We start from the raw sequence: 24,022 nt of genomic DNA, 5'->3' as shown, positions 1-24,022 counted from the left end.
TCGCATCGGACCGTGTTGCGCCGGGCCTTCAACGTCATCGTCGCTGCGGACGACCGCTATGTCTCCTATCGACTTGACGCGCCGCCATCCGCTTTGCCGTATGCCAAATGGATTGATGGTGTGATGTCGGCACCGGCCAAGAACTGACGGCGGCTGAGGGTGGGCAGCTTTTCAGTCAGCGCCCGTCGGCGGTTCTCAGTGACAACACGCACGAGGTGCCATGCACATCTGCGCCGTCGCGCGCACTCAGCGCCAGGACCATGTCGGCTTTCGAAAACTCGATCGCCAGAACACTGCCAATCTCCGAAGCCACGGATCGTTCGATCCAACCGTGTGCGGTTAGGTTCGTCCGCAGCTGGTCTAGCGGCAGCGCGCACACGGGAGCGGCGTCGGCGGCGCGATCGGGATGATCAAACCAGAAGCGGAACCCGGGCTTCAACGTGGCCTCGCCCGCGGCGAACTGAACCCAGTAGGTCCAGCCGTGGCCCAGGTCAGGGCTGTGATAAACGGCCCAGCCGGGCTCGTTATTGGGGTCCGGGCCCAGCGTGACGTCCATCGCCTTGCCGATGCCGGCGGGAGTGAATGCCGCCGTCGACGGGGCGTTGGACAGGAAACTAAGCACACGCGCCCCGGCGTCGCGCGCCCCGGGCAGCAGCGCCGGCGAAGCGGCAGCGTTCATGGGATGGCCCTTTGCAGCATGAGGACTTAGCGGGGCGACGGGTGACGTCTCGCTGGCTGGCGTGGCACACGCCATCAGCAACGCAGTAGATAGGCCGGCGAACGCGGCGATCGTTCGCATCATCGGGGCATCATCCATGGCTCCAAGGTCAAGACCGCACCAGCGGCCGATGGGCCATCTTAGCGAAGCGGACGGCCGGCCGCACGGCGAGCGGTGCACGGTTTCGGCGAGTCGCTTTTACTTGAGACCCAGCGATTTCGCCGAAGGCCCAGCGACATCCATGACACGCTGACCGAAATCAGGGAATCCCTCATCGGGCTGCTCATCGTCGCTACCTGCATCGATCTGCCGGACGGCAACGATCTTTGCCGAAGGCACTACAACGACGTACTGGCCACCATCGCCGTTCCCCGAGAATGAGACGGCCGGGCCTGTGGTCATCTTGAAAAGCGCGTAGGGGCCGATACCCCTGCTAACGAGTTCGTCCTTCAGAATCGTCTTGCCATCAGGTCCGAGAGCCTTGACCACGCCTTCGCGTGCACTGGCGCCGTCGTCGAAGTGGGTTCCCTGAAGGCCCTTTTGAAGCTTGGCTATCGTACCTTCCGACACGCCGCTCTTGCGCAGCCGGTCCATCGAGGCAGGGGCGTAGTCGAAGTGTTGATAGGCCGGGTCGCGCCACCACAGGAGCCCCATCTCATCGTCGTGCTGCGGCTTCAGAAGCTCATCGACCATGGCGGCGGGCAACAGCTGCTTTCCCTGCCACTGACCCTTATCGAGGATCAGCTGCCCCAGCTTGCCCAGATCCTCGGCGGTAAGAGGAAGACCACTCATTGCGTACGGATGGCCGGTCTTGTCCCTCTCCCACGGCCCTGGGTGAATACCCATCGGCTTGAACAGGCCCTCACTGAAGAAGGTGTCCATGGGCTTGCCGGAGGCTTTCTCGATGATGCCAGCGAGAAGGTTGACGGCCTTGTTGTTGTAGTTCGGATTAGTGCCCGGTTTGCTGACAATCTCTGCCGCCAGGGCGAGCTGGATAGCATCCGGCGCCGGATAAACCTCGACATCCGTCCGCGGGAAGTTCTGCATGCCGGACGTGTGGTTCATCAGCATGCGGAGGGTGATCGTGGCCTTCTGGCCTTGCAGCCATTCCGGGTAGAAGTCGGCGACCGGCTGGTCGAAGGACTTTATCTTTCCGTCCGCCACCAACTGCGCGATGCCGAGGGCCACCACGGACTTCGTCACCGACATCAGTTCGATCGGCCCCGGTGCCTTTCCGCCTTTGTAGTAATGGCCGATTTCGTGCCCGTCCTGCCAGATCACCATGGCATCGCTGTGCGTAGCCTCACTGCGTTTGAGCAGTTCGGCGAGGGCAGTCTTTTGCGAAGGGGAGGAGGGCGCGGCGAAGGCCGGCGCGGTAACGAAGAAGCCCATCAGGGCTACGGCAAGCACGTTGCGCATCAAGTCACTCCTTGGACAGGCTGGAGACGCTAAGTGGCACGCCGAAACCTGTCAATGGGCCACTCGCCATGGCGGGGTGCACGACAGGGCGGTTTCTTCCTCGACCCGGCAGAGGCCATAGCGCTAGGCTGCTTGCCTGTTTTCCAGCGGACACCCCCGTGGAACTGCGCCACTTGCGTTACTTCATCGCCGTTGCCGAAGAAGGCAGCGTGACGCTGGCCGCGGAGCGGCGCCTATTTACCTCGCAACCGTCCCTGAGCCGCCAGCTCAAGGATCTGGAAGACGAGGTCGGCACCCAGCTGATGGTACGAAGCCCCAAGGGGATCGAGCTGACGCCGGCTGGCCGCGCGTTTCTTGAACATGCTCGCCTCGCCCTGGCCCAGGTGGACGCGGCACGTGACGCCGCGCGCCGCGCAGGGCCATCGACCACCACCTTTGCCCTCGGCTTCCTCACCGGCGAGGAAGTGGCGTGGATGGGCAAGGCAATGAAGCTGCTCCGCACGGAACTGCCACGGATCGAGGTCACCATTTCCAGCCAGCACTCGCCGTACCTGGCCGAAGGCCTGGTCCAGGGCAAGCTCGACGCGGCATTCCTCCGTGCCGAGGAAAACATGCCGGAGCTGGAATTCATCCCCGTGTCCCGCGAACCGCTGCGCATCATCATGCCAAGCGACCATCCGCTGGCCGAAAGTGAGCAGGTCGATATCAAGGACATCGCTAATGAAGTCTTTATCGGCCTGTCGGATGTCGCCACGCCACTGCGACGCACCGTGGAGCGCTATCTCGCCGACAACGGCCTCGACATCCAGCCGACGCACCGTGTCGACAACCTGACCCAGGCCATGTCCCTCGTCTCGTCCACGCGTGGCGTAGCGTTGCTGCCCTCGTATGCGGAGGCCTTCCTGCCCTGGTCAGTCACCAGTCGGCACCTCGCGGGAGAGACGCCGTCCGTGCAGCTTTGCCTGGGCTACCGTCGTTCCAGCCAGTCGCCCATCCTGCGTTACTTCCTGAGCCGCATTGCCGAGATATCCGAGGTGCCGGAGGGAGAGGTGCTTGATGACTGGGCCGGTTCCCATCGGCCTCACAAGGCGTAGCTCCACCCTAGTCATCCCATTACGGCCTGCCGGTCCGTAATGACCGGACGACTGTGTCCATACAGCCGCCCCCCGCTGGCCCCCATACCTGTCCGTGAGCGGGATACCCGCGACACACCTGAAGGACACGGACATGAGCCACACAGACGTCGGTACGCTGTTTTCCCCGTTCAAGCTCGGCGCCATTGAGCTCCGCCACCGCGTGGTGCATGCGCCCACGACGCGCCTGCGCGCCGACGAGGACCTGTCGCCCAGCGACATGATGGTTACGTACTACGGCCAGCGCGCTTCGAAAGGGGGCCTGATCATTACGGAATCCAGCCATCCCAGTTTTGACAGCCGCGGCTATATCGGCGCGCCGGGCATCTATACCGACGCCCACACCCGCGCGTGGGCCCGCGTCGCGGATGCCGTGCACGCCAAGGGCGGCAAGATCGTGATGCAGCTCGGCCACGACGGGCGCCAGTCACACGCCAGCCTGAGCCATGGCAATGCGCCGATCGCGCCCTCCGTGGTTCCCTACGAGGGCGTGGCGCTCACCGCCGAAGGCTGGGTGCCCGTGAGCCCGCACCGGGCCATCGACATCAAGGAAATCCCCGGTCTCGTCGAGTCCTTCCGCCTGGCGGCCGAACGCGCCAGGGACGCAGGCCTTGACGGCGTGGAGCTTCACTCAGCCAACGGCTACCTCTCCGACACCTTCCTGCAGGACGGAACCAACCACCGCACGGATGCCTACGGTGGCTCCATTGAGAACCGCGTGCGTTTCCCGCTGGAGCTTACCGAAGCGTTGATCGGCGTGTTTGGCGCGGATCGCGTGGGCGTGCGGGTGTCGCCGTCGGGGACGTGGGGTGGGATTTCCGATTCGAATCCGGAAGCGCTTTTCCGGCATTTCGCCGAGCGCCTCAACGCCTACGGCCTCGCGTACCTGCACGTGATCGAGCCCCGCGTGAGCGGTGTCGAAACCATCGACGAGCACACGGCGCCGGTGGCCTCGGAGTTCCTGCGTGGCGTCTTCAAGGGGCCGATCATTGCCGCGGGTGGCTTCAAGCGTGAGAGTGCCGAAGCGATTCTGCGCAAGGGTGATGCTGACCTGGTTGCCTTCGGCCGCTACTTCACCTCCAACCCGGATCTGCCGGAACGCTTCCTGCACAACCATCCGCTGACGCCGTATGTGCGTGATGCGTTCTGGGGCGGTAGCGAGCTGCATTACACGGACTTCGCGCGATTTGCGGAGGAGGGCCTTGCGGCGTAAGCCAAGGTGCGAAGGGCGGTCCCCGGTGGGCAACGTGGCGGCGCCCCCGGTTGCCTGCTAGATTCCGTCGAGCGCTGTTTCTGGACCATCGGGGCCATCAGGGCCCACCGACACGGAGAGAGGGATGCCCCATCGCAACGGAGTTCTCCATTTAGTCGTTCTCGCTGAGCTCGTCTGCGCGGTCTACGCCACCTCGCTAAGCGCGAAGACGTCGGACAGGGCCCTGCCAGCCAAGGCCGATGGCTCGAAGTTCTCCGGCGACATCGGCCCCGACACGAAGTCACAGCTCGATGGCAAAGTCGTCATCACCCAGGGCTCGCTTAAGATCACGGGCACCCACGCGGATATCTACACGGGCCACGATGGCGAGGTATCACGCGCCGTGGTGACCGGCGAGGCGGCACACATCGAGCAACTAGACGACCAGAATCTGCTGACGAAGGCCGACGCCAACACCATCGACTACACGGTGGACACGGGGATGGCCGTGCTGACCGGCTCAGCGCACGCCCAAAAGCAAACAGGCGGCGAGGTCGCAGGTGATGTCCTTCACTACGACGTGGGCACCGGCAAATTCGAAGCCTCAAGTACCGGTGCGTCGTTGGTGCATGTCACGTTTTATCCGAAGTCCGGGGCGCCTGCGAAGTCGGGTGACTGACGTGATCGCCCTCCGAATTTGACGTCGCACATGTTTCTGGTGGCTACACGATGGCGCCACCTACAAATCACGTCGAACCACCCTACAGACAACGCCAACAAACATTTGCTAGTGTCGTCTCGTTGCCCGCGCACACGTGAAGCGCTCCGCGCAGGCAACCACCGCCCAAGGCGGTGAAAGTCGCGGGCCAGAGGTGTTAGAGCACCCCTGACCCGCTAACCAAACCAACTGAGAAAGAGTTGATTATGGCTACCCCTGATCATACGGCACCTGCTCGCCCGCCGAATCCCCCCGGCGACACCTCACCGGTCCACGGGCCGCCTGCATAAGCCGCAGGCACGGTTGAAGAACCGCGGCGAGGCCGTGTTTTGAGGTAATTCTTGATCGAATGAGGCAGGCATCACGCCTGGTGCACCTCATGGACGGTCATCGTCGCACCCACTTCGTCAATCAAGCCACCCGGCGCCCGGACACGGGCATCCGGTGAACCCGCGACCCTATGGTCCGTGGCACGGCAGGCGCTTGTCTGTCGTGCCACGTTAGAACGCGATGTGGCGACTAAAGGAAGAGAGTGATGGACACACGAAGCGGAGGCCTGGAGCCAGGCGATACCGAAGGGACTGTAAATAAAAGCCCGTCAACGCATGAACTGCTCAATGAAGCCACCCTGTGGTTGCAGTACTCACGAGGTGTCACTTCGATGCTGGCGGACCTGCTCCACGAATCGGATGAGGTGGACTGCGGCCAGCTTGCCCTCGCGCTCGAGGCCGTTGCGGCGATGACCCTTATCGGTACGCAACATCTCAACGAGGCGCATGCCCAGGCCCACTGGGATGGGACCATGTGTGGTGTAGGGTAACCGTGCCGGGACACAGGGAGATTCAATCGCATGACACCTTCTGCGCATATGAAGATTGACGAGGCCCGCCGCTCGTTCTTTGTAGAAACCGAGGGCGCCCCCGACGGCTTTGCCAGGCCAGGCTGGCGGGGCGCCGTGCTCTACCGTGACGCCTACGACAGATACCGAATGCCTCGCTTGCTTTGGGATGCCCTTCGCGAAGCGGGTGGGCCTGGATGTTGGTGGATCAGCGGCTACGGCACATTGACCGAGTCAGAGCCTGATGCTCGGGCTTTCTGGTTCGAATGGGATGCGTTCGCCGAAATGCCAGCCAATCCCGCGGACGTATCGTCCGAATGGGTCGCCTATAACGATGCCCAGACCATCGCGGTCCTGGCGGAATTCGATGTCACCGTGGTCGGTGCCGTGAACTCGGTGGCTGACGACATCGACCGGCTGCTAGCGGCATCCGATACGAGCCTGAGGAAGCTTACGCACATCGACTTTCCGGTGCACGATCGTTTGGCTGGCTTTATCCGATCCGTCATCAAATGAGCCTTTTCGGTGTAGTGCGCCTGTCAGCCAGCCTTACCCAGAAACCGCAGCCAACGCCGCCTCCCGGCCTCAGACGCATAAATCGCAAGCGCAGGGACGGTGACGTAGGCACTGGTGCCCCTCGGTTCGCCTTGCCCGATCGTGAAGTGGCCAGACCAGCGCGCCGTCCTTTCCCGTACACCTTGCAATCCGAACGACAGAGGTTTGTTAGTCGCCCCTGGGGCTAATCCCACACCGTCGTCGCTCACTTCGATGTCGAGATGGAGCTTGCCAAACCGAACGTTGACGCAGACGGAGTTGGCGTTCGCATGCTTTCGCACATTGCGGATAAGTTCCAGTACGATCGCATTGAGATCGTCTTCGGCTTCTGCCCGGATGGGCTGCTCCTCGCCGTCGACAGCGACGACGCCCTCGATATCGGTATCCGCGAGGCATTCGTTCAGTGCGGCGCGCAAACGCATGATCAGCGATGTGGATGGCCTGGGGACGGTGCGGAGATCCACGATCCGTTGTCGTCCTTCGGCCATGGCCTGTTCGGCCACGCGAAGGGCGCGCTCAAGGTGATCACGAACGGCGCCGTCCTTGATCGCGTTGGCGGCCACGCGAACATAAAGAAGCACCCCGTGCAGGCCTTGCAGCACCGTGTCATGCAGCTCGCGGGCGATGCGCTCGCGCTCCATGACGCGCGCCAGCAAGACCGTGCCAAGAACCCGCAGGCGCCAGGCATAGAGCAGGTAGAGCAGGGCCATGACAACCGCCGCGCAGAGCAGCGCAAACCACGCGGACTGGTAAAAGTACGGCGCGATGCGGAACGACACGCGTGCGGGGAGGGTGGACCAGACGCCGTCCTCATTGGCAGCGAGTACCTCGAAGGTGTAACTGCCGGGCGCAAGGTTCGTATATGTCGCCTCCCGTATGTTCCCGACGTCCCGCCACGTGTCATCCACCCGCGTGAGTCGATAGCGGAACCGTGCGCGTTCGGGAATGGAAAGGACGGGGGCCGTATAGCGGAACTCAAGACGTGTGGTGCCAGCGGCCAACTCCTCACCCGGCTCAAGTGTCCTGCCGTTGACCGCAAGGACAGTCGCATCGGGGGTACGGGGGTTTGGTGTGAGGTGCGCCGGGTCGAGCCCCGCCACCCCCGTGTCTGACGCGACCCACAGCCGCCGGCCAACGCCAGGGATGAGGGAGGGGGCCGGGACCGCGTCGCGCAGGCCCGGCCAGCCATCACGCTCGTCAAGGTGCTGCGCTGGCACCGCGTACGTGGCGTCTGCCCACCATCGCTTCATCTCGCCCTCCGCGACACGGTAAAGGCCGTCGGCCGCGTTCACCCACAGGTCGCCATTCGCCTGCTCAATGATCCCGGTGCCTAACCGCACCACATGGCCGCCAGCAAAGAGCAACGAGCGTGCAGGCTTCCCCGGCGCAAAGAACTGTACGCCATGGTCGCCAGTCAGCCAGACGCCGTCCTGGCGTGGCCACAGCGCGATGACCTGTCCGACAGTGATGCCCGTGGCGCCGGTGTAGACCGTCGCAAGAGTTCCATCATCCTCAAGGGCCGCAACCGTGTTGTCGTCATAACCAAGCCACAAACCATGGTCGGCACGAGGGGCAATCGCACGGAGATTCTTTTCCTTTCCCGGAAGGCCTGCGTCCTTGCCAAAAGGCATGATGCTCCCCCCGCCCAGGCGAAAGGCCTGCCGAAACGCCAACCATACCGAGCCGTCGCGCCCCTCGGCTAGCGCACGCACCTGCCTCGGCATATCCGTGATCGCCGCGGGAAGCGGCTCGACCTTGATGTCCTGTCCGTCGATCCGCAGCAGCCCCTGGTCCGACGTCATCAGGACGCTGCCGTCTGGGTCCGTTGCGATGGCGCTTGTCTGCTTTCCGGCCTGTGGCCATGGCTTGGGGGCCGGTCCGAATTCGGTCAATCCACTTTGGGAAGCAACCCACAGGTGGTCCTTCCCGTCGGCGGCGATCGCCGGCTTGTACGTGTCCGGAGGTAGATCGACCGGTTCAAAGCGGCCCCGCCTGAACTGGTCGATGCCATTGGGGGTCGCCACCCAGAAGGCGCCCTCACGGTCCTTGAAGACCGCGAGGGCGGACGCGCCGGTTAGTCCGTCTTTCCCACTGTATGTCTCGACCACGGGTTGGCCGGTCGCTGGGCCATTCCCTGGCCAGATGATGCGCACCACGCCAGAGTTCGCACCGCACCACATGACGCCCTCATCGTCGATGACCTCGTCGGCGAGCTGGTCGTCCGGGCGCCACAGGCCACCCGCGCGGCCAAGTTGCGCAGCACGGTAATCGGCGACGGTCCGTAGTTCGAAGGTCGAAGCGCCTGGTGCCTTCCGTAGGGCGCTCTTCTCGCGCAGGAGCCAGATGGACTGGTCGGGAGCGACGAATCCCTGCTGGATATACGCCCTTGGTTCGGGCTCGGTCGTTGGAAATCGTTCCCATTGGGTGCCTGTGAACCGATACAGCCCGCTCGTGCGCACGGCCCACAGGACACCGTCCCTGGTGCGGGTCAGGGATATGACCGTTCCGGAGCCATCGGCTTTCGGAAATACCTGCGCCTTGCCGTCGGCCATTCGGGTGATATAGCCATTCCGGTCCCCGACCCACAACGCGCCATCGGGTGTCGCGAGAAGCGACATGATCTGGGGATGGGGCAACAGGGGGCTGAGGCTGCCGTCGAAGATGACGCCGTCGAACTTGAACAGGCCCGTCGGGCCGCCGAGCCACAGGTATCCGTCCCGGTCCTGCGTCATCGCCCAGACACCGGCGGGGGCCCCCGCGCTTGCTGGGAAAGCGCGGTGAATGAGCTGGCGGATCGGACGGTAGGCGGGGGGAGGTGGAGCGTCTGCGGCGGCAGTTGATGCGTACACGAGCACGAGCAGACCGCATACGGCCAGCAGGTGCTTCAGCGTTCGACGCATCGATCTCCCCCGGACAGTTTCAAGCCATTGTGACCACCGTTCCCTGGGAGGTCCAGCAGTGCGTGCGTAGCTCAACCGTCATTGGCGGAGCAGACGCCAGCCCTCGCTCGTCAGCAGGTCGTGCGTCTCGGGATTGTCGCGCATGTAGTCGGCGACAAAATCGCAGGAAGGCTCGACCAGGCAGCCCTGCAACCGCGCCTGGGCCAAGGCCACCCGCAAGAGCTGGATGCCGACCCCGTTTTCGATCAGGGCCTGGGAAATATCGACACGGAAGAAGTGCAGCACACGCCCGTTCCGTTCATACCAGGCGCTCGCGCACTGCTGGCCGAGTTCGGCGACGAAGCGCCCTTCGTTGGGTGCATCCCTGATGACGATGTCCGCTGCCATGCACGCGCCAAAAAGGGGAGCCGGAACCCCGGCGACTGCAAAATCCTAGCGCGTGGTCCAGAGGCAGGCTTGCACTTTTGGCGTCACGCCCGATCGTCCAATGCCCATGCCTGTATGGAATGCCCGCCATGTCACAGTCCTGCTAAGCAAGGCTGCTTTCGGCGCGTACCATGCGCGACATTCCCTATCGCAGGCATTCCACCATGTCCTCACCCACAGAACGTGCAAAGGGCCCCGGTCGGGGCACCGTGTTTGCCATGGCGCTCGCCGCAGGCCTTGCGGTTGCGTCTATCTACTATAACCAGCCGATGCTGGGCATCATGGCCAATGCCTTCCACGATGCGCGCATCAGCGGATGGATTCCTACGCTGACCCAGCTCGGCTATGCCGCAGGCCTGCTATTCCTGCTTCCGCTGGGTGACATGCTCGAGCGCCGGAAGCTCATCGTTGTTCAATTCGGTGTGCTCGCCCTGGCCCTCGTCGTCATGGCCATCGCCCCGGGCCTGGCCGTGCTCGCCCTGGCATCGGTACTCGTGGGCGCGTCAGCCACGGTGGCCCAGCAGATCGTGCCGTTTGCGGCTATCCTCTCCGCGCCCGAAAAGCGGGGTGCGGCCATCGGCACCGTTATGAGCGGACTGCTCACCGGCATCCTCCTCAGCCGCACGCTCGCCGGCATGGTCTCGAGCATGTCGGGATGGCGGGCGATGTTCTGGCTGGCCGTGCCGCTGGCACTGGTGGGTGCCGTGCTCATGGCGCGCAGCCTCCCGGCGCATCACCCGGCAAAAAAACTTCGCTACAGCGACCTGCTAGGCTCGCTCATCCACCTTTGGCGTGGTGAGCCGGCATTGCGCCGCGCAGCCATCACGCAGGCGCTTCTGTTTGCTTCGTTCTCGGCATTCTGGACGACCCTCGCGCTTCGCCTGGCCGAGCCGCCGCTCCATCTTGGTGCGGCCTCTGCGGGCCTGTTCGGCATTGTCGGGGCCGTGGGCGTTGCCATGGCGCCAGTGGCAGGCCGCGTGGCCGACCGTCGCGGCCCGGCGCCCGTCATCGCCCTGGGCGCGGCGGCGACGATGGCGGCCTGGCTCGTCTTCGGGTTCTGGCCGGGCCTCCTTGGCCTCATCATTGGCGTTGTTGTGCTCGACTTCGGCGTGCAGATTGCCCTTGTGTCCAACCAGCACCTGATTTACGGCCTGCACCCGGAATACAAGAGTCGGCTGAACACGCTCTTCATGACCACGATGTTCGTGGGCGGTGCGCTCGGTTCGATGGCGGCAGCCACGGCGTGGGGCCATGGGGGCTGGCGGGGTGTCTGTATGCTCGGTGGCGTGTTGCCTGTGGGTGCCTTGCTTCTCAGCCTTGTCCGGCGACGTGCCCGGCAGGCCCCGCAGGCGCATTGAGGGGGTGGGTGTCGTCGGGGTGCATCAAGGCCTCGACGAACGCGGCAAAGGCCCTGGCCTTGGCACCGGGCAGCCGTCCTGCGGGGTAAACGGCCCAGAGCGAAATGTCCCCGAACGACCAGTCGGGCAGCAGCGCGACGACATCGCCGCTGCCCAGCTCTGCCTCCACCACCCAGCGCGATGTCACCGAAATGCCGATGCCAGCGAGCACCGCAGCCCGCAGACCTTCGGCGGCGGTGACGTGGAGGGGCCCGTCAACCACGACCTCCTCGGTGCGTCCGCCGCGGGAGGCAGTCCATTCACGAGAAAGGCCGCCATGGGCATACGTGATCACCGCATGCCGGCTGAGGTCGGCGAGCGTCGCCGGAGCGCCGTGGGCATCGATGTAGGCGCGCGATGCGACAGGTACGCGTTCGGTCCGCGCAAGCACCCGCGCCGTCATTTCCGAGTCGTCGAGCGTGCCAATGCGAAGCGCAAGATCCATTCCCTCCCGCAACAGGTCGAGAGGGTGGTCGTCCTGGATCATCTCCACATGGAGTCCAGGATGCGCCGCGAGAAACTGGGGCAGGCGGGGAATGATCCGCATGCGGCTGAAGGTTACGGGCACAGTCACGCGCAGTCGGCCCGTCAGTGCCGCCTGCTCGCCACGCGCCGCTTGCTCGGCTTCACCCAGGTGCGACAGGGCAAGCCTGGCGTGTTCATGGAACGCGCGCGCGGCATCGGTCGGAACGAGGCCGTGCGTGTTCCGCAGGAACAACCTGACCTGGAGGCGCTCCTCGAGCTGCGCAATGATCTTTGATACCGCGGGCTGGCCGAGGTCGAGGCGTCGCGCCGCGGCGGAAAAGGATCCGGTATCCATCACGGCATCGAACACCTGCAAGGAAGCGAAACGGTCCATTGGGGTCATCCTCTCACTGCGCGCCGCGGTCCAGCGGTGGGTTCTGGCGATCACGAGTGTGCCTGAGTGCGGATCACCTTTCTGCTATCCGGCCGCACGAGAATTGCACAGACTCATACCATCACACCCATGGTATCGTCCCATGCTGCTGCGCTCCTTCATTCGGCGTCATCCCGTATACGCAACGACAGCGCTGCTTGCGGCGCTGGACGTCACCTCCGTCGCCCACGCCGATGACACATCGGCAGGTTTTTTCAGGATGCCGCTCGGCAAGATCACCGTCGTGGCGCTCTCCGACGGGCGTTTTATGCTTCCCGCATCACAGTTGATGGTCGAGCCGAGGAAGGGGGAAGTGGCGGGCGCGCTGGCGAAGGCCCATCTCGATGACGGGGTGCCGACCTCGGTCAATGCCTTCCTCATCGACACCGGTGACAAGCGGATCCTTATCGATACGGGATCCGGGGCGTTCCTCGGCGCAACGCTCGGTGAGGTCGGCCAACACCTGAGGGCCGCAGGCTACCGCGCCGACCAGGTTGACGAAGTGCTCATTACACATCTCCATGCCGATCATGTCGGCGGACTCATCGATCATGGCAGGATGGTGTATCCGAATGCGACGGTGCGGGTCGATGCTCGCGAGCAGGCGTTCTGGGAAGACCGTGGAAACGCTGGCAAGGTCGATGCCTCGGTCAAGGCCACCTTCGATGCCGTCGCCACCGCCCTGAAGCCCTACGAAGCCGCCGGACACGTCAAACCCTTCAAGGCGGGCGACACCGTCGGCCCAGGCATCACCGCACTTGACGAACCGGGGCATACGGCGGGCCACACAGGCTACCGCGTCGAGAGCGATGGCAAGGTGCTGCTCGTCTGGGGAGATCTCGTCCACCTTGCAGCCGCGCAGTTTCCTGATCCCAAGGTCACGATTCATTTTGACAGCACGCCCGCCGACGCGATCCATACGCGTGAGAAGGCCCTCGCAGCGGCCAGCAAGGCGGGCTACCTCGTGGCCGGCGCTCACATCGCCTTCCCAGGTATAGGGAGAGTGGCGCGAGGCGGCACCGGCTTTAGCTGGATTCCAGTCGGGCCGGTCAGCGTGAATCACGCAAGCCCTCAACCATGAGCAATCCAGCAGCGATAGCCACCGTAAGGACCCCGGCGGCAGTCACTGAAGCAAGGGTGGCCGCCACCAGGTCGAACGACGCGGAAGCACCTGCCCGCATCACACCAAGGGCGCCGATCATCCCGCGAAATGCGTACGAGCCCGGTACCAGAGCGACCACTCCGGGAAACGCGAACGCCGTCCAGGGCAGTCTCATCGAGCGGGCTAAAAGCACGGCAAGAATACCTGCCGCGAATGAGCCGACAGCGGTCCCCGTCGTAAGGTCGCCGCCAAGGCTTACCGCGACGGTCCGCAGGCCATGTGCGAGCGCGCCGCATGCCGCGATTCCCGCGATGGCCCTCGACGGCGCATTGAAGGAGATGGCGAATCCGAGCGCTGCCATACCCGCAAACAGGAAATCCCACGGGATGCTGACGCTCCCTTGCTGCATGACATCAGGAAGATCCAGCTGCCACATAACGCTCGCTGCGGCCAGGCCTGTCGCAATGGCCATCACGATCATGGCGCCGTTCGCAAGCCGTGCGACACCCATGGCGGCGTGTCCATGAAAGACATCGCGCAACCCGTTTATGAGTGGTACGCCCGGAACGAGGACCATTCCAGCGGCGACCGCAGCCATTGACGGATTCACGCCGAGGTAGTGCAGCGGTGCGATGGCGGTTGCCGCGCTGGCTGCCGCGGTTACCGCAGCAACGCCCACGGGCAACATTCCCAGCTTCGGCAACGCCCGGCGCATCAGCGCGTTGAGCACGCCGGCACCCAGGGCCGCACCCACGACATAAGCGTCGGCCCCAAACAGTCGCGCGAGCGCGGCAGCGCTGCCGCCCACCGCCATGACCGTCATCCACTCCGGGTAGGTCGGCGGCCGACGCTCTAAGTCGTCGAGGCGCTTGTCCGCGTCGGACGTACCGCACGCCCCTGTGTTGAGGCCGTGTACCAGCACCTCGAGGCTGGAAAGGCGCCCGACGTCCACGCCGAGTGCCCCCATGCCGTGTCCAACGCGCACCTGATAGGCGTCACCATCACCAAGCATGAGAAGCAGGCGTTCGCTGCCGATGATGAGTTGTGCGGTCATCGCCCACCTGTTCGAGATGGCCTCGATGGACCTACGCGTGTCCTCGCTGTCGGCACCCGCCTCCAGAAGGAGCCTGGCGAGCCTCAGGAGCAGGTGGGCCCTGGAGTCCAGGCTCCGCTGTAAAGCCTCAGGCATCGACGTTGTCGATCTTCAGGATGGTTGCGGTCGCTGCCCGCGTGGCATCGCAGGCCGCGGCGTCCTGAATCAGGTCGATGCCATACGTTGGAAAAATCGTCCTCAGTTTTGGAAGCCACTCCGCCTCGGTCAGGCGTTCGGCAAAGCATGCGTGCAGGACCTGTACGGCGATGGCGGCAGCGGTTGATGCACCGGGCGAAGCGCCTAGTAGAGCAACAAGCGATTTGTCTGCAGCGGCCACGAGCTCCGTGCCGAAGACCAGTTTCCCGCCATGATCATCTGCGTCTGGCTTGATAATCTGGACACGCTGGCCCGCAACGGCTTCCTTCCACTGGGAGCGCTGGGCTGTTGGATAAAACGCCTGCAGCATTTCAAACTGGTGATGCGTGCTTTGTAGGACCTGGCCGATCAGGTACTCCTCAAGGGCCACATTCGCTTTGGCCACGGAGAGCAGCGGCTGGATATTGCTGGCGGTCACGGACTCGAACAAATCAGTGTGGGAGCCGTGCTTGAGGAACTTGGTTGAGAATCCTGCATAAGGGCCGAACAGCAAAGACGTCTTCCCATCCACGATGCGGGTATCAAGATGCGGCACTGACATGGGCGGCGAACCTGAGGACGCCTTGCCGTACACTTTGGCGTGATGCTCAGCGGCAACGCCTTCGACATCGCACCGCAGCCAGATGCCGCTCACCGGGAATCCGCCATAACCCTTCGCTTCCGGAATGCCTGACTTTTGCAACAGCGAGATGGCCGCCCCGCCGGCACCAATAAACACAAAGCGGGATGAGACGGTCCGGATGACACCGTCGGTTGTGCTCCTGAACGTCACGGCCCAGTGTTTGTCGTCATCCCGCTCCAGGGCCAGGACTTCGGAGTTGTACCTGATTTCGATCGACTCTTTCCCCAGATGCTGGATGAGCAGGCCGGTCAAGGCTCCGTAGTCGACATCGGTGCCGGTGACGAGACGCGTTGCGGCGACCCTCTGCGCCGGATCACGTCCTTTCATGACCAGCGGTGCCCATGTGGCAATCTGCGCATGATCTTCGGTGTACTCCATGCCCCGGTAGCAGTGATGCGCGCTCATGGCGGCATGGCGCGCCTTGAGGAACGTGACGTTCTCGTCGCCCCAGACGAAGCTCATGTGAGGGCAGGGATGGAGGAAGGCCCTGGGGTCAGGGATGGCGCCCGCTTTGACAAGATGGGCCCAGAATTCCCGGGAGACATCAAACTCGGTGTTAACCTTCAAGGCCTCAGAAATGTCAATGCTTCCATCGGCAAGCTGGGGGGTGTAGTTCAACTCGCAGTTCGCGGCGTGTCCCGTTCCCGCATTGTTCCAGGCCATCGAACTTTCCAGCGCACAGTCCTCGAGTCGCTCCAGGACCATCATCTTCAGCGCGGGCTCGAGTGCATGGAGCAATGCCCCGGTTGTTGCACTCATGACGCCAGCGCCGATGAGCAGCACGTCGACGGACGGGGAGGTTTTGGAATTCATGCTCCGTGTACCTTTTTCGTGAAGTGGAGTGCAGAGCCCGTGTCGTACACGACGTAAGCCCTGCGCCAGGGCTGGTCGCCGATGAGGCGCCAGCGGTGACCCGTCCCGCTGTCGTCCTGGGCTATGAGCACATCGCCCGGGTTGACGACAAACGTCGCTCCGGACTTGACCTCAAACTCGACGTTGCCGGCGAGCGTGAGCACGAACTGCGGTTGCGGGTCTTGATGCCACTCGAAAGAGCCGCCCGTTGTGGTTTCCTGGAAGGACAATTCATGGACGGCGATGGGCAAGCCGGACGCACGCCCGTGCAGGCCAACACCTATGTCAAGTTCCCCCTCCTCGAAGACCGAGTTGCCATCGGTTCCGGTCCAGAGCCTTACGCATCGAATCATCGTCTCGCTCCTTTATGCGCCGGCGAGACCGTGGCCGACCATGTCAATCGGGCGAATGGTCTTGTCAAAGGTCGCTTGATCCACCAGGCCTGAGGCGAGCGCGGCCTCTTTCAGGGTTGTTCCGTCAGCCACGGCCTTTTCCGCGATATGCGCAGCATTCTGGTAGCCGATGAGGGGAGACAGGGCCGTGACCAGCATGACGCTGCCCGCGACGTACTGCGCGATTTTCTCGGGCACAAGTTGCGTGCCCTCGACCGAGAACTCACGGAACCTGTCACATCCGTCGGCCAGGATTCGTATGGAATGCAGGATGTTGTTGATGATGACGGGGCGCATCGCATTGAGCTCGAAGTTACCTTGGCTCCCGGCAATGGCAACAGCGCTGTCGTTTCCAAGAACCTGGATGGCAATCATGACCATCGCCTCGCACTGCGTCGGGTTCACCTTTCCCGGCATGATCGAGGATCCAGGCTCATTGTCCGGAAGTTTCAGTTCACCGAGCCCGCATCGCGGGCCCGATGCGAGCCAGCGCATGTCATTGGCGATTTTCATCAGCGCGACGGCAAGTCCCCGAAGCCCTGCTGAGGCACGCACCATGGCATCCAGTGATCCCTGCGCCGTAAACTTGTTCGGCGCAGTCACGAACGGCTTTCCCGTCAGTTCGGCAATCCTGGCGGCCACGTCTACGGAGAATCCCGGAGGCGCATTCAAGCCAGTGCCGACCGCCGTACCGCCCACGGCCAGCGCGTAGAGGCCGCTCCGTGTTTGCTGGATGTCGTCGATGCACGCCCGGAGCTGTCCTGCCCAGCCGTGCCACTCCTGACCGACCGTCAGCGGTACGGCATCCTCAAGGTGCGTACGGCCGATTTTGACGACGGCCATCCAGTCGTCCGCTTTCCGTTCAATAACGCCAATGAGCGCGTTGACCGCAGGGACGAGCTGCTCGTCGATGGCCATGACGGTTGCGACGTGCATGGCCGTGGGGAAGGTGTCGTTCGATGACTGCCCCATGTTGACGTCGTCGTTAGGGCCGACGGGCTGCTGTGTCCCGAGTTCGCCGCCGAGCAGTTGAATGGCACGGTTGGACAGGACTTCGTTGACGTTCATGTTCGACTGCGTGCCTGAGCCGGTCTGCCACACATACAGTGGGAAGTGGATGTCCAGCTTTCCGCCGATCGCCTCGTCTGCCGCCTGGACGATAGCGTCACGTTTCCAGCCGGGCAGGCGGCCTGCCGTTGCATTGACCAGTGCGCAAGCCTTCTTCACGAATCCGTACGCGTGATAGACCTCAACCGGCATCTTGTCGCCGCCGATGTTGAAATGGTGCAGGGACCGCTCGGTCTGCGCGCCCCAATACCGGTTTGCTGGCACAGACACCATGCCCATGCTGTCGAATTCTTCCCTGGTACCTGTGGCCTCAATGCCAATCGGTATGGCGCGCAATCGGGGGATGTCGCTCACATGCATCTCCTCTGCTCTCATGAAGATCACCGCTATGCGCGGCGAATGGCGTTGCGGATTTCAAGCGTGATTTATACCAAGGAGGGGTAGCCGTTCGACTTGCAAGGAGCGACCGTTCAACCGGTGACAATTAACCTATAGCCGCCACTTTTTCGGGTGATAGCGTGAACGGTTCCGTAGTTTTTGCGCCAACGACGCGCGCTGTTAAGGGAACAAACGTCCTATATCGAGCTCGCTCAAGACGATACGTTGAAGCTTCTCTATGACTGCAGTCGATGCGCAATGAAACACCACACCGTCAGGGCCAACGGCATCCGCCAGCATTTCATCGACGCCGGTGAGGGTTCGCCGGTTGTCCTTCTCCACGGATTCCCCGAAACCAGTTACGCCTGGCGCCACCAGATTCCTGTATTGGCGCAGACGTATCGCGTCATCGCACCGGATCTACGTGGCTACGGCAAGACTGACAAGCCGGCAACGGGCTATGACAAGCGCAACATGGCGAAAGATCTTGTCGCGCTGCTCGACCAGCTCGGCATCGGACGCATCGCGCTCGTCGGTCACGATCGTGGTGCGCGTGTCGCGACGCGTTTTGCCAAGGACCACCCGGAGCGTCTCGACCGGCTCGTGGTCATGGACAACGTGCCCACCCGCATTGTCGCCCAGTCAATGAATGCAAAGGTCGCCAGGGCCTACTGGTTCTTTGCCTTCCACCAGGTGCTCGACTTGCCGGAGGCGCTCATTTCAGGGCGCGAGGATGTCTGGTTGCGTCACTTCTTCACCGATTGGTGCTACGACCCGCATACGATTGAAGGAGCTGACTTCGAGGCGTACGTGTCGGCGTACCGCGAACCGGGTGCCGTCCGCGGCGCCATGGCGGATTATCGCGCCGCGCCCGAGGACGTCCTTCAAGACGAACAGGACGCCGATACGCTCATTGGATGTCCCACGATGGCGATCTGGGGTGCCGACTTCGAAGCCGTCGGCGGTACTTTCGATATGGCAGCGGTCTGGCGCGGGATGGCAACGCAGCTTCGCGCCGAGCCCATTGCCCAGTGCGGCCATCTGCCCCAGGAAGAGCAGCCGGAAATCGTCAACAGCCTGCTGCTCGATTTCCTCAGCGGCTGAAACACCCTGATTCAGGCGAGATAACCCCTGGCGAGTGCGATGGATAGCGCATGCGCGCGGTTGGTCGCGCGCAGTTTGGCCATGATGTGGGAGAGGTGCTCCTTGACGGTGTCTGCGGCAATCCCGAGGTGCTGGGCTATTTGCTTGTTCTCCAGCCCGGCTGCCACGCCGCGCAAGACGGAGAGCTCCCGCTCCGTGAGCGGTTCATCGCCACGGTGTTCGGAAAGGCGTTTCGCGACCTCTGCCGAGACGCGGTGCTGCCCCGCGTGGACGGCGCGAACGACCCCCACGAGGTCGTTGGCGAGTGAGGTCTTGAGCAGGTAGCCCTGGGCGCCCGCTGCAAGGGTCCGTCTGGCGGCCGCATCCCCGCCGTAGGTCGTCAGCACGATCACACGGGCCATGGGCTCTATCTTCCGAATAGCGCGAACCACCGCGTCGCCATCCATATCTGGCAGCTTGAGGTCAATGACGGCTACATCTGGCCGCATGGTCCGGAAGGCCTCGATGCCCTCGGCCCCTGTCCCTGCCTGTCCGACGATGAGCACATCCGGTTCGGCCGCCAGCATGGCTACCACGCCAGCGCGGAAGAGGGGGTGGTCGTCGACGACGATGACGCGAATGGCCAGTGGTGTCATGGCGGTGCCCGGGGTTGGACTCGCGATCAGGATACGGCGTTTGGGCGATTGGCCGCACGTGCGATGAGAAAGATCATATTCCGGCCAAAAAGCCTTCGTCCTAAGAAAATGACCCCCCGTACAGGGGGTCACCCGTCTGGGGCGGGCGGATAGCATCCGATTCGTCTTCGGGCTGTGAAGATGGTGGCTCCATGCGAATCGATACCTCATCGCCGTCGGGTACGTCCGACGACGGCCAGTCGCCGGTCCGCGCCGTGCAGCAACTGCTTGACCATGCGTTGCGTCAAATCGCGGATGTCGACACCGCGGATCGCGTCGCTTGTGCGCGCTATATCGCGCAGGCGTTGCGAATTCACCAGGAGCGCATCACTGGCGGTGCGACGCGTACGCATAGCGGTCTGGCCGCGTGGCAAATCCGCACCGTCGAGGAAATCGCGCTCGCGCGGCTCGACCTCGGCCTTGCGATCAGCGACCTCGCCGCAGCGTGTAGTTTGTCGCGCGGCTATTTTAGTCGCGCGTTCAGGGTCACCTTCGGCGAAAGTCCGCATCGCTGGCGCCACGGCAAGCGCATTGAGCATGCCTGCCTGCAGCTTTCCAGTACTCGCGGAAGCCTCGCGGACATCGCCATCGCGTGCGGTTTCAACGACCAGGCGCACTTTACCCGCTCATTCAAGTCCGCGATCGGCGTGACGCCTCACGCATACCGCAAGTCGAGGGGCGTGGGGAGCATCCGCGCCTGACCTCGCCGGTGGTTTCCCTTTTCTCCCAAGGTCTAAACGAATCCGATGCACCGTAAGCTCTCCCTCCGCAGGCGCACGCCGCGTCCATGACTGAGCCGCCACGCGTTCCTGCAGCACAACGCCACAAGGTATCCCCGGACACCGATCGGCTTCAGCCCATCCGGATACTCGTTGTCGATGACCATCCGGTATTCCGCGCGGGGCTTATCGCCGTTCTCTCCGCTGCCGATGACCTGTTGGTCGTCGCTGAAGCAGCCACTGGGCAGGAGGCGATCGCTCTGTTTCGCAGGCACCGGCCGAACATTGCCCTGGTTGACATGGTGCTTCCCGACATGCCCGGCGAGCGCTTGATTACCAGTATCCGCCAACTTGATCCAGCGGCCCGCAGCATCGTTGTCACGACGTTTGGCGGAGATGGCGTGGCGCGCCGCGCGCTCAACGCGGGGGCGCAAGCCTACCTGTTGAAGACCTCGATGGGCACTGATCTTGTCGAAGCGATACGTGCAGTCCACCGTGGCGAGCACCGCATCGATGCACACGTTGCCCAGCAACTTGCCAACTTCAAGGGGCAGGACGTTTTGTCGGAGCGCGAGCTCGATGTCCTCCGCGGCGTCGCCGCTGGCCTGGAGAACAAGCAGATTGCGTCGCGCCTGGGTCTCTCACCCGAGACGGTCAAGGAGTACCTGTCGAACGCCATGGCCAAGTTGCGCGCGAGCAATCGTGCGCATGCCGTGTCCGTTGCGCAGGCGCGGGGTTTCTTCCGTTAAGCAGGATTTTTATCAAACGTCCGGCACGATGGATTCCAAAGATTCTATTCGTGCGTGGTATCGCTGCCTATCGTGAGTGTACTCGCAGGAACGGCCTGCGATATGCCAACGAGGCCTCATCCCATGTCGTTCAATGAACTCATCACGCCGGATAGCTGTGCGCTTGCGCTCATCGACTTCCAGCCGGCGATGTTTCAGGGCGTCCAGAGCCATGACCGGAAGGTCATCATGGACAATGTCCAGATCCTTGCGCGCGCCGCAAAGCTCTTCAAGGTACCGACAATCCTGACGACCGTCGCCAAGGACAGCTTCTCGGGTCCCTTCATGCCGGAAGTCACCGACGGTGTGTTCCCTGGCCAGGCCATCATCGACCGCACCTCCATCAACTCCTGGTTGAACGAGGACTTCCGCAAGGCCGTGGCTGCCACGGGCAGGAAGCGCTTCGTGCTCGCTGGCCTGTGGACGGGCGCCTGCGTGAACTTCCCCACGCTCGACATGTTGCGTGAAGGCCTCGAGGTGATTGTCGTCACCGATGCGTGCGGCGACACGAGTGTCGAGGCCCACGAGCGTGCCGTGCAGCGCATGGTCCAGGCCGGCGCGGTGCCGATGACCACGCTGCAGTTCATGTTCGAACTCCAGCAGGACTGGGCACGTTCGGGCACGTACGAGGGCGTCATGGATATCCTGCGCGCGCTGACGCCGTACGGCATCCAGGTGCGCTTCTCCAAGTGGGCGCTCGGCGAACATGCCTCTGAAGCGGGTTAAGGCCATGTGGCCCTACCTGATCTCCCTTGGCTTCGGCCTCGCGGTTGGTATTGCCTACGGGTTCTTTGGCGTGCGCTCCCCGGCGCCCCCGATGATCGCCCTCCTTGGTCTGCTCGGCATGCTTGCCGGTGAGGCGGCTGTGTCCTGGGCCAAGGGACATCCTGACGTCTGGGCCAACCTCTGGCACAGCAAGAGCTTCGCTGTGACCAAGGACGAGCCACCCCGATCCAACGACGACCCCGCCTGAGCCATTCCAGGAGCTTTGCCATGTCACACGTCCCCGTCCCGGACCTCATCTTGCACAGAGGTCTGTTCACCACGCTTGACCGGCGCCGTCCCACCGTTAGTGCCGTGGCCATCCGCGACGGCCGGTTTCTGAAAGTGGGAGATGATCATGAAGTTCTGGCGCTTGCCGGGCCGGGGACGCGCGTGGTGGATGTCGGTGGACGCCGGGTGCTTCCCGGGCTCATCGACAACCACCTTCATCTCATCCGTGGTGGCCTGAACTTCAACATGGAGCTGCGCTGGGATGGCGTCCCGAGCCTCGCCGATGCCATGCGCATGCTCCGCCGACAGGTAGAGATCACACCTCCGCCACAGTGGGTGCGCGTGGTCGGCGGGTTTACCGAGCACCAGTTCGTCGAAAAGCGCCTGCCGACCATCGACGAACTCAATGCGGTCGCACCGGACACTCCGGTATTCATCCTGCATCTTTACGACCGCGCGCTGCTCAACGCGGCGGCACTGCGCGTGTGTGGGTACACGAAAGACACACCCAACCCACCGGGCGGTGAAATCCTCCGGGACGCGAGCGGCAATCCGACCGGTCTACTGTTGGCCAAACCCAATGCATCCATCCTCTATGCGACGCTCGCCAAAGGGCCGAAGCTGCCGTTTGAGTACCAGGTCAATTCCACCCGGCACTTCATGCGCGAGCTGAACCGCCTTGGCATCACCGGTGCCATTGATGCCGGTGGTGGCTCGCAGAACTGGCCGGACGACTATGCGGTGGTCCAGCAGTTGTCCGACGCCGACCAGCTGACGATCCGCATTGCCTATAACCTCTTTACGCAAAAGCCGAAGCAGGAGAAGGACGATTTCCTTGAATGGACGAAGTCGGTGACCTACCAGCAGGGGGACGACTATTTCCGTCACAACGGCGCTGGCGAGATGCTCGTCTTCTCGGCCGCTGACTTCGAAGACTTCCGCCAGCCGCGGCCTGACATGGCTCCCGAGATGGAGGGCGAGCTTGAGGGCGTCGTGCGGATCCTCGCCCAGAACCGCTGGCCGTGGCGGCTGCATGCGACCTATGACGAGACGATCAGCCGCGCGCTGGATGTCTTCGAGAGGGTCGCCCAGGACATCGCGCTTGACGGCATCCACTGGTTCTTCGACCACGCCGAAACGATTTCTGACGCGTCCATTGATCGCATAGCAGCGCTGGGGGGTGGTGTTGCCGTGCAGCACCGCATGGCGTACCAGGGCGAATACTTCGTCGAACGCTACGGTATCGGCGCCGCACAGGCCACGCCACCGGTCCGCAAGATGCTTGATGCAGGTGTCAAGGTGTCGGCTGGCACGGACGCGACGCGCGTGGCGTCGTACAACCCATGGGTATCCCTTGCGTGGCTGACGACAGGGCGGACCGTGGGTGGCATGCGCCTGTATCCGCAGCGTAACTGCCTCGATCGCGATGAGGCACTGCGCATGTGGACCGAGAACGTCACCTGGTTTTCCAATGAGGAAGGCAAGAAGGGACGCATTGCCGATGGCCAGCTGGCCGATCTGATCATCCCCGACCGCGATTTCTTCGCGTGTGCGGAGGACGAGATCGTCGGCACCACGTCGTTGCTGACGATGGTGGGCGGCAAGGTGGTCTATGCGAGCGGACCCTTCTGCACGCTGGACGAGAGCGATATTCCCGCCGCCATGCCCGATTGGTCTCCCGTCAATGCCTACGGTGGCTATGCCTCCTGGGCGGAGCAGCAATTGCGGATGGACGGGGCAGAGCGGCGCCGACAGGCGGCTTGCGGTTGTGCCAGTGGGTGCTCGGTGCATGGACATGACCATGGGCGTTCGCACGCGGCCCCCCTCCCGGTCGATGACTTCAAGAGCTTTTGGGGCGCGCTGGGTTGCGCGTGCTGGGCTGTATGA

23 protein-coding genes are annotated in these 24,022 nt (G+C 63.3%); 13 read left to right on the top strand and 10 right to left on the bottom strand.

What is annotated here, in order from left to right:
* Positions 1 to 175 precede the first annotated feature (175 nt).
* Positions 176 to 679, bottom strand: coding sequence for a hypothetical protein (locus FIV34_RS11390; protein WP_139982801.1), 504 nt, complete (start codon positions 677 to 679; stop codon positions 176 to 178).
* A 237-nt stretch (positions 680 to 916) separates the two neighbouring features.
* The gene (locus FIV34_RS11385) at positions 917 to 2,137 is read right to left on the bottom strand and encodes a serine hydrolase domain-containing protein (RefSeq protein ID WP_139982799.1); all 1,221 of its coding nucleotides are present in this window, start codon (positions 2,135 to 2,137) and stop codon (positions 917 to 919) included.
* A 158-nt stretch (positions 2,138 to 2,295) separates the two neighbouring features.
* Here FIV34_RS11385 and FIV34_RS11380 point away from each other — a divergent pair, with 158 nt between their 5' ends.
* The 5 genes from FIV34_RS11380 to FIV34_RS11360 all read left to right on the top strand — a co-directional run bounded on the left by FIV34_RS11380 (position 2,296) and on the right by FIV34_RS11360 (position 6,534).
* Positions 2,296 to 3,231, top strand: coding sequence for a LysR family transcriptional regulator (locus tag FIV34_RS11380; RefSeq protein WP_139982797.1), 936 nt, complete (start codon positions 2,296 to 2,298; stop codon positions 3,229 to 3,231).
* Between the two features lie 133 nt (positions 3,232 to 3,364).
* Positions 3,365 to 4,483 carry an alkene reductase gene (locus FIV34_RS11375; RefSeq protein WP_139982795.1) on the top strand — a complete coding sequence of 373 codons (1,119 nt, stop codon included), beginning with the start codon at positions 3,365 to 3,367 and terminating at the stop codon, positions 4,481 to 4,483.
* A 124-nt stretch (positions 4,484 to 4,607) separates the two neighbouring features.
* Positions 4,608 to 5,141, top strand: a complete 534-nt coding sequence (gene lptA, locus FIV34_RS11370) for a lipopolysaccharide transport periplasmic protein LptA (protein WP_139982793.1) — start codon at positions 4,608 to 4,610, stop codon at positions 5,139 to 5,141.
* Positions 5,142 to 5,715: 574 nt separating this feature from the next.
* A complete protein-coding gene (locus tag FIV34_RS11365) occupies positions 5,716 to 6,000 on the top strand; it encodes a hypothetical protein (protein ID WP_139982791.1) in 285 nt (94 codons plus the stop codon).
* A 30-nt stretch (positions 6,001 to 6,030) separates the two neighbouring features.
* Positions 6,031 to 6,534: a hypothetical protein gene (locus FIV34_RS11360; protein WP_139982789.1), complete on the top strand. Its 504-nt coding sequence runs from the start codon at positions 6,031 to 6,033 to the stop codon at positions 6,532 to 6,534.
* 23 nt (positions 6,535 to 6,557) lie between these two features.
* On the opposite strand, the gene FIV34_RS11355 is transcribed toward FIV34_RS11360, so the two are convergent.
* Both FIV34_RS11355 and FIV34_RS11350 read right to left on the bottom strand, forming a co-directional pair.
* On the bottom strand, positions 6,558 to 9,473 hold the full coding sequence (locus FIV34_RS11355; protein ID WP_139982787.1) for a sensor histidine kinase: 2,916 nt from the start codon (positions 9,471 to 9,473) through the stop codon (positions 6,558 to 6,560).
* A gap of 78 nt (positions 9,474 to 9,551) precedes the next feature.
* The gene (locus FIV34_RS11350) at positions 9,552 to 9,860 is read right to left on the bottom strand and encodes a GNAT family N-acetyltransferase (protein ID WP_139982785.1); all 309 of its coding nucleotides are present in this window, start codon (positions 9,858 to 9,860) and stop codon (positions 9,552 to 9,554) included.
* A 203-nt stretch (positions 9,861 to 10,063) separates the two neighbouring features.
* Between FIV34_RS11350 and FIV34_RS11345 the strand changes: the two genes are divergently transcribed.
* Entirely contained in the window at positions 10,064 to 11,257 is a 1,194-nt protein-coding gene (locus FIV34_RS11345; protein ID WP_139982783.1) for an MFS transporter, read from the top strand.
* On the opposite strand, the gene FIV34_RS11340 is transcribed toward FIV34_RS11345, so the two are convergent.
* Complete coding sequence (locus FIV34_RS11340) at positions 11,211 to 12,155, bottom strand: LysR family transcriptional regulator (RefSeq protein ID WP_139982781.1); 945 nt, start codon at positions 12,153 to 12,155, stop codon at positions 11,211 to 11,213. The two genes, FIV34_RS11345 and FIV34_RS11340, sit on opposite strands and share 47 nt — an antisense overlap.
* 142 nt (positions 12,156 to 12,297) lie before the next feature.
* On the opposite strand from FIV34_RS11340, the gene FIV34_RS11335 reads away from it, so the two are divergent.
* Positions 12,298 to 13,275, top strand: a complete 978-nt coding sequence (locus FIV34_RS11335) for an MBL fold metallo-hydrolase (protein WP_170207595.1) — start codon at positions 12,298 to 12,300, stop codon at positions 13,273 to 13,275.
* Here the strand turns inward: FIV34_RS11335 and FIV34_RS11330 are convergent.
* Genes FIV34_RS11330 through fumC form a run of 4 tightly spaced genes read right to left on the bottom strand, consistent with a single transcriptional unit; the run spans position 13,244 to position 17,833 of the window.
* Positions 13,244 to 14,485: a threonine/serine exporter family protein gene (locus tag FIV34_RS11330; protein ID WP_139982777.1), complete on the bottom strand. Its 1,242-nt coding sequence runs from the start codon at positions 14,483 to 14,485 to the stop codon at positions 13,244 to 13,246. The genes FIV34_RS11335 and FIV34_RS11330 overlap by 32 nt on opposite strands.
* Entirely contained in the window at positions 14,478 to 15,980 is a 1,503-nt protein-coding gene (mqo, locus tag FIV34_RS11325; protein ID WP_139982775.1) for a malate dehydrogenase (quinone), read from the bottom strand. The genes FIV34_RS11330 and mqo overlap by 8 nt, the downstream gene beginning before the upstream one ends.
* Positions 15,977 to 16,372 carry a cupin domain-containing protein gene (locus FIV34_RS11320; RefSeq protein WP_139982773.1) on the bottom strand — a complete coding sequence of 132 codons (396 nt, stop codon included), beginning with the start codon at positions 16,370 to 16,372 and terminating at the stop codon, positions 15,977 to 15,979. Before FIV34_RS11320 ends, mqo begins: the two co-directional genes overlap by 4 nt.
* Positions 16,373 to 16,384: 12 nt before the next feature.
* A complete protein-coding gene (gene fumC / locus FIV34_RS11315; protein WP_425462895.1) occupies positions 16,385 to 17,833 on the bottom strand; it encodes a class II fumarate hydratase in 1,449 nt (482 codons plus the stop codon).
* Between the two features lie 282 nt (positions 17,834 to 18,115).
* On the opposite strand from fumC, the gene FIV34_RS11310 reads away from it, so the two are divergent.
* Positions 18,116 to 18,961: an alpha/beta fold hydrolase gene (locus FIV34_RS11310; protein ID WP_139982771.1), complete on the top strand. Its 846-nt coding sequence runs from the start codon at positions 18,116 to 18,118 to the stop codon at positions 18,959 to 18,961.
* 11 nt (positions 18,962 to 18,972) lie between these two features.
* Here the strand turns inward: FIV34_RS11310 and FIV34_RS11305 are convergent, their stop codons facing one another.
* Positions 18,973 to 19,596: a response regulator gene (locus FIV34_RS11305; protein WP_139982769.1), complete on the bottom strand. Its 624-nt coding sequence runs from the start codon at positions 19,594 to 19,596 to the stop codon at positions 18,973 to 18,975.
* 191 nt (positions 19,597 to 19,787) lie between these two features.
* Between FIV34_RS11305 and FIV34_RS11300 the strand changes: the two genes are divergently transcribed.
* The 5 genes from FIV34_RS11300 (at position 19,788) to FIV34_RS11280 (ending at position 24,022) form a co-directional block, all read left to right on the top strand.
* Entirely contained in the window at positions 19,788 to 20,336 is a 549-nt protein-coding gene (locus FIV34_RS11300) for a helix-turn-helix domain-containing protein (RefSeq protein WP_139982767.1), read from the top strand.
* Between the two features lie 86 nt (positions 20,337 to 20,422).
* A complete protein-coding gene (locus FIV34_RS11295) occupies positions 20,423 to 21,103 on the top strand; it encodes a response regulator transcription factor (protein ID WP_139982765.1) in 681 nt (226 codons plus the stop codon).
* A gap of 123 nt (positions 21,104 to 21,226) precedes the next feature.
* Positions 21,227 to 21,868, top strand: coding sequence for a hydrolase (locus FIV34_RS11290; RefSeq protein WP_139982763.1), 642 nt, complete (start codon positions 21,227 to 21,229; stop codon positions 21,866 to 21,868).
* A gap of 4 nt (positions 21,869 to 21,872) precedes the next feature.
* Complete coding sequence (locus tag FIV34_RS11285) at positions 21,873 to 22,115, top strand: DUF1427 family protein (protein ID WP_139982761.1); 243 nt, start codon at positions 21,873 to 21,875, stop codon at positions 22,113 to 22,115.
* A gap of 20 nt (positions 22,116 to 22,135) precedes the next feature.
* Positions 22,136 to 24,022: an amidohydrolase gene (locus tag FIV34_RS11280; RefSeq protein ID WP_139982759.1), complete on the top strand. Its 1,887-nt coding sequence runs from the start codon at positions 22,136 to 22,138 to the stop codon at positions 24,020 to 24,022.

Origin of the sequence: Luteibacter pinisoli (assembly GCF_006385595.1) — a bacterium.
In the GTDB taxonomy this organism is placed as follows: Bacteria; Pseudomonadota; Gammaproteobacteria; order Xanthomonadales; family Rhodanobacteraceae; genus Luteibacter; species Luteibacter pinisoli.
Note: the sequence above shows the minus strand (reverse complement) of the source record. Positions and strands in the feature narration are given on the sequence as shown.

Bases quoted from the DNA above. Each gene is read 5' to 3' on its own strand.
- FIV34_RS11390 (WP_139982801.1), bottom strand. From the start codon at position 679: ATGAACGCTGCCGCTTCGCCGGCGCTGCTGCCCGGGGCGCGCGACGCC.
- FIV34_RS11385 (WP_139982799.1), bottom strand. From the start codon at position 2,137: ATGCGCAACGTGCTTGCCGTAGCCCTGATGGGCTTCTTCGTTACCGCG.
- FIV34_RS11375 (WP_139982795.1), top strand. From the start codon at position 3,365: ATGAGCCACACAGACGTCGGTACGCTGTTTTCCCCGTTCAAGCTCGGC.
- lptA (WP_139982793.1), top strand. From the start codon at position 4,608: ATGCCCCATCGCAACGGAGTTCTCCATTTAGTCGTTCTCGCTGAGCTC.
- FIV34_RS11365 (WP_139982791.1), top strand. From the start codon at position 5,716: ATGGACACACGAAGCGGAGGCCTGGAGCCAGGCGATACCGAAGGGACT.
- FIV34_RS11360 (WP_139982789.1), top strand. From the start codon at position 6,031: ATGACACCTTCTGCGCATATGAAGATTGACGAGGCCCGCCGCTCGTTC.
- FIV34_RS11355 (WP_139982787.1), bottom strand. From the start codon at position 9,473: ATGCGTCGAACGCTGAAGCACCTGCTGGCCGTATGCGGTCTGCTCGTG.
- FIV34_RS11350 (WP_139982785.1), bottom strand. From the start codon at position 9,860: ATGGCAGCGGACATCGTCATCAGGGATGCACCCAACGAAGGGCGCTTC.
- FIV34_RS11345 (WP_139982783.1), top strand. From the start codon at position 10,064: ATGTCCTCACCCACAGAACGTGCAAAGGGCCCCGGTCGGGGCACCGTG.
- FIV34_RS11340 (WP_139982781.1), bottom strand. From the start codon at position 12,155: ATGGACCGTTTCGCTTCCTTGCAGGTGTTCGATGCCGTGATGGATACC.
- FIV34_RS11335 (WP_170207595.1), top strand. From the start codon at position 12,298: ATGCTGCTGCGCTCCTTCATTCGGCGTCATCCCGTATACGCAACGACA.
- FIV34_RS11330 (WP_139982777.1), bottom strand. From the start codon at position 14,485: ATGCCTGAGGCTTTACAGCGGAGCCTGGACTCCAGGGCCCACCTGCTC.
- mqo (WP_139982775.1), bottom strand. From the start codon at position 15,980: ATGAATTCCAAAACCTCCCCGTCCGTCGACGTGCTGCTCATCGGCGCT.
- FIV34_RS11320 (WP_139982773.1), bottom strand. From the start codon at position 16,372: ATGATTCGATGCGTAAGGCTCTGGACCGGAACCGATGGCAACTCGGTC.
- FIV34_RS11310 (WP_139982771.1), top strand. From the start codon at position 18,116: ATGAAACACCACACCGTCAGGGCCAACGGCATCCGCCAGCATTTCATC.
- FIV34_RS11305 (WP_139982769.1), bottom strand. From the start codon at position 19,596: ATGACACCACTGGCCATTCGCGTCATCGTCGTCGACGACCACCCCCTC.
- FIV34_RS11300 (WP_139982767.1), top strand. From the start codon at position 19,788: ATGCGAATCGATACCTCATCGCCGTCGGGTACGTCCGACGACGGCCAG.
- FIV34_RS11295 (WP_139982765.1), top strand. From the start codon at position 20,423: ATGACTGAGCCGCCACGCGTTCCTGCAGCACAACGCCACAAGGTATCC.
- FIV34_RS11290 (WP_139982763.1), top strand. From the start codon at position 21,227: ATGTCGTTCAATGAACTCATCACGCCGGATAGCTGTGCGCTTGCGCTC.
- FIV34_RS11285 (WP_139982761.1), top strand. From the start codon at position 21,873: ATGTGGCCCTACCTGATCTCCCTTGGCTTCGGCCTCGCGGTTGGTATT.
- FIV34_RS11280 (WP_139982759.1), top strand. From the start codon at position 22,136: ATGTCACACGTCCCCGTCCCGGACCTCATCTTGCACAGAGGTCTGTTC.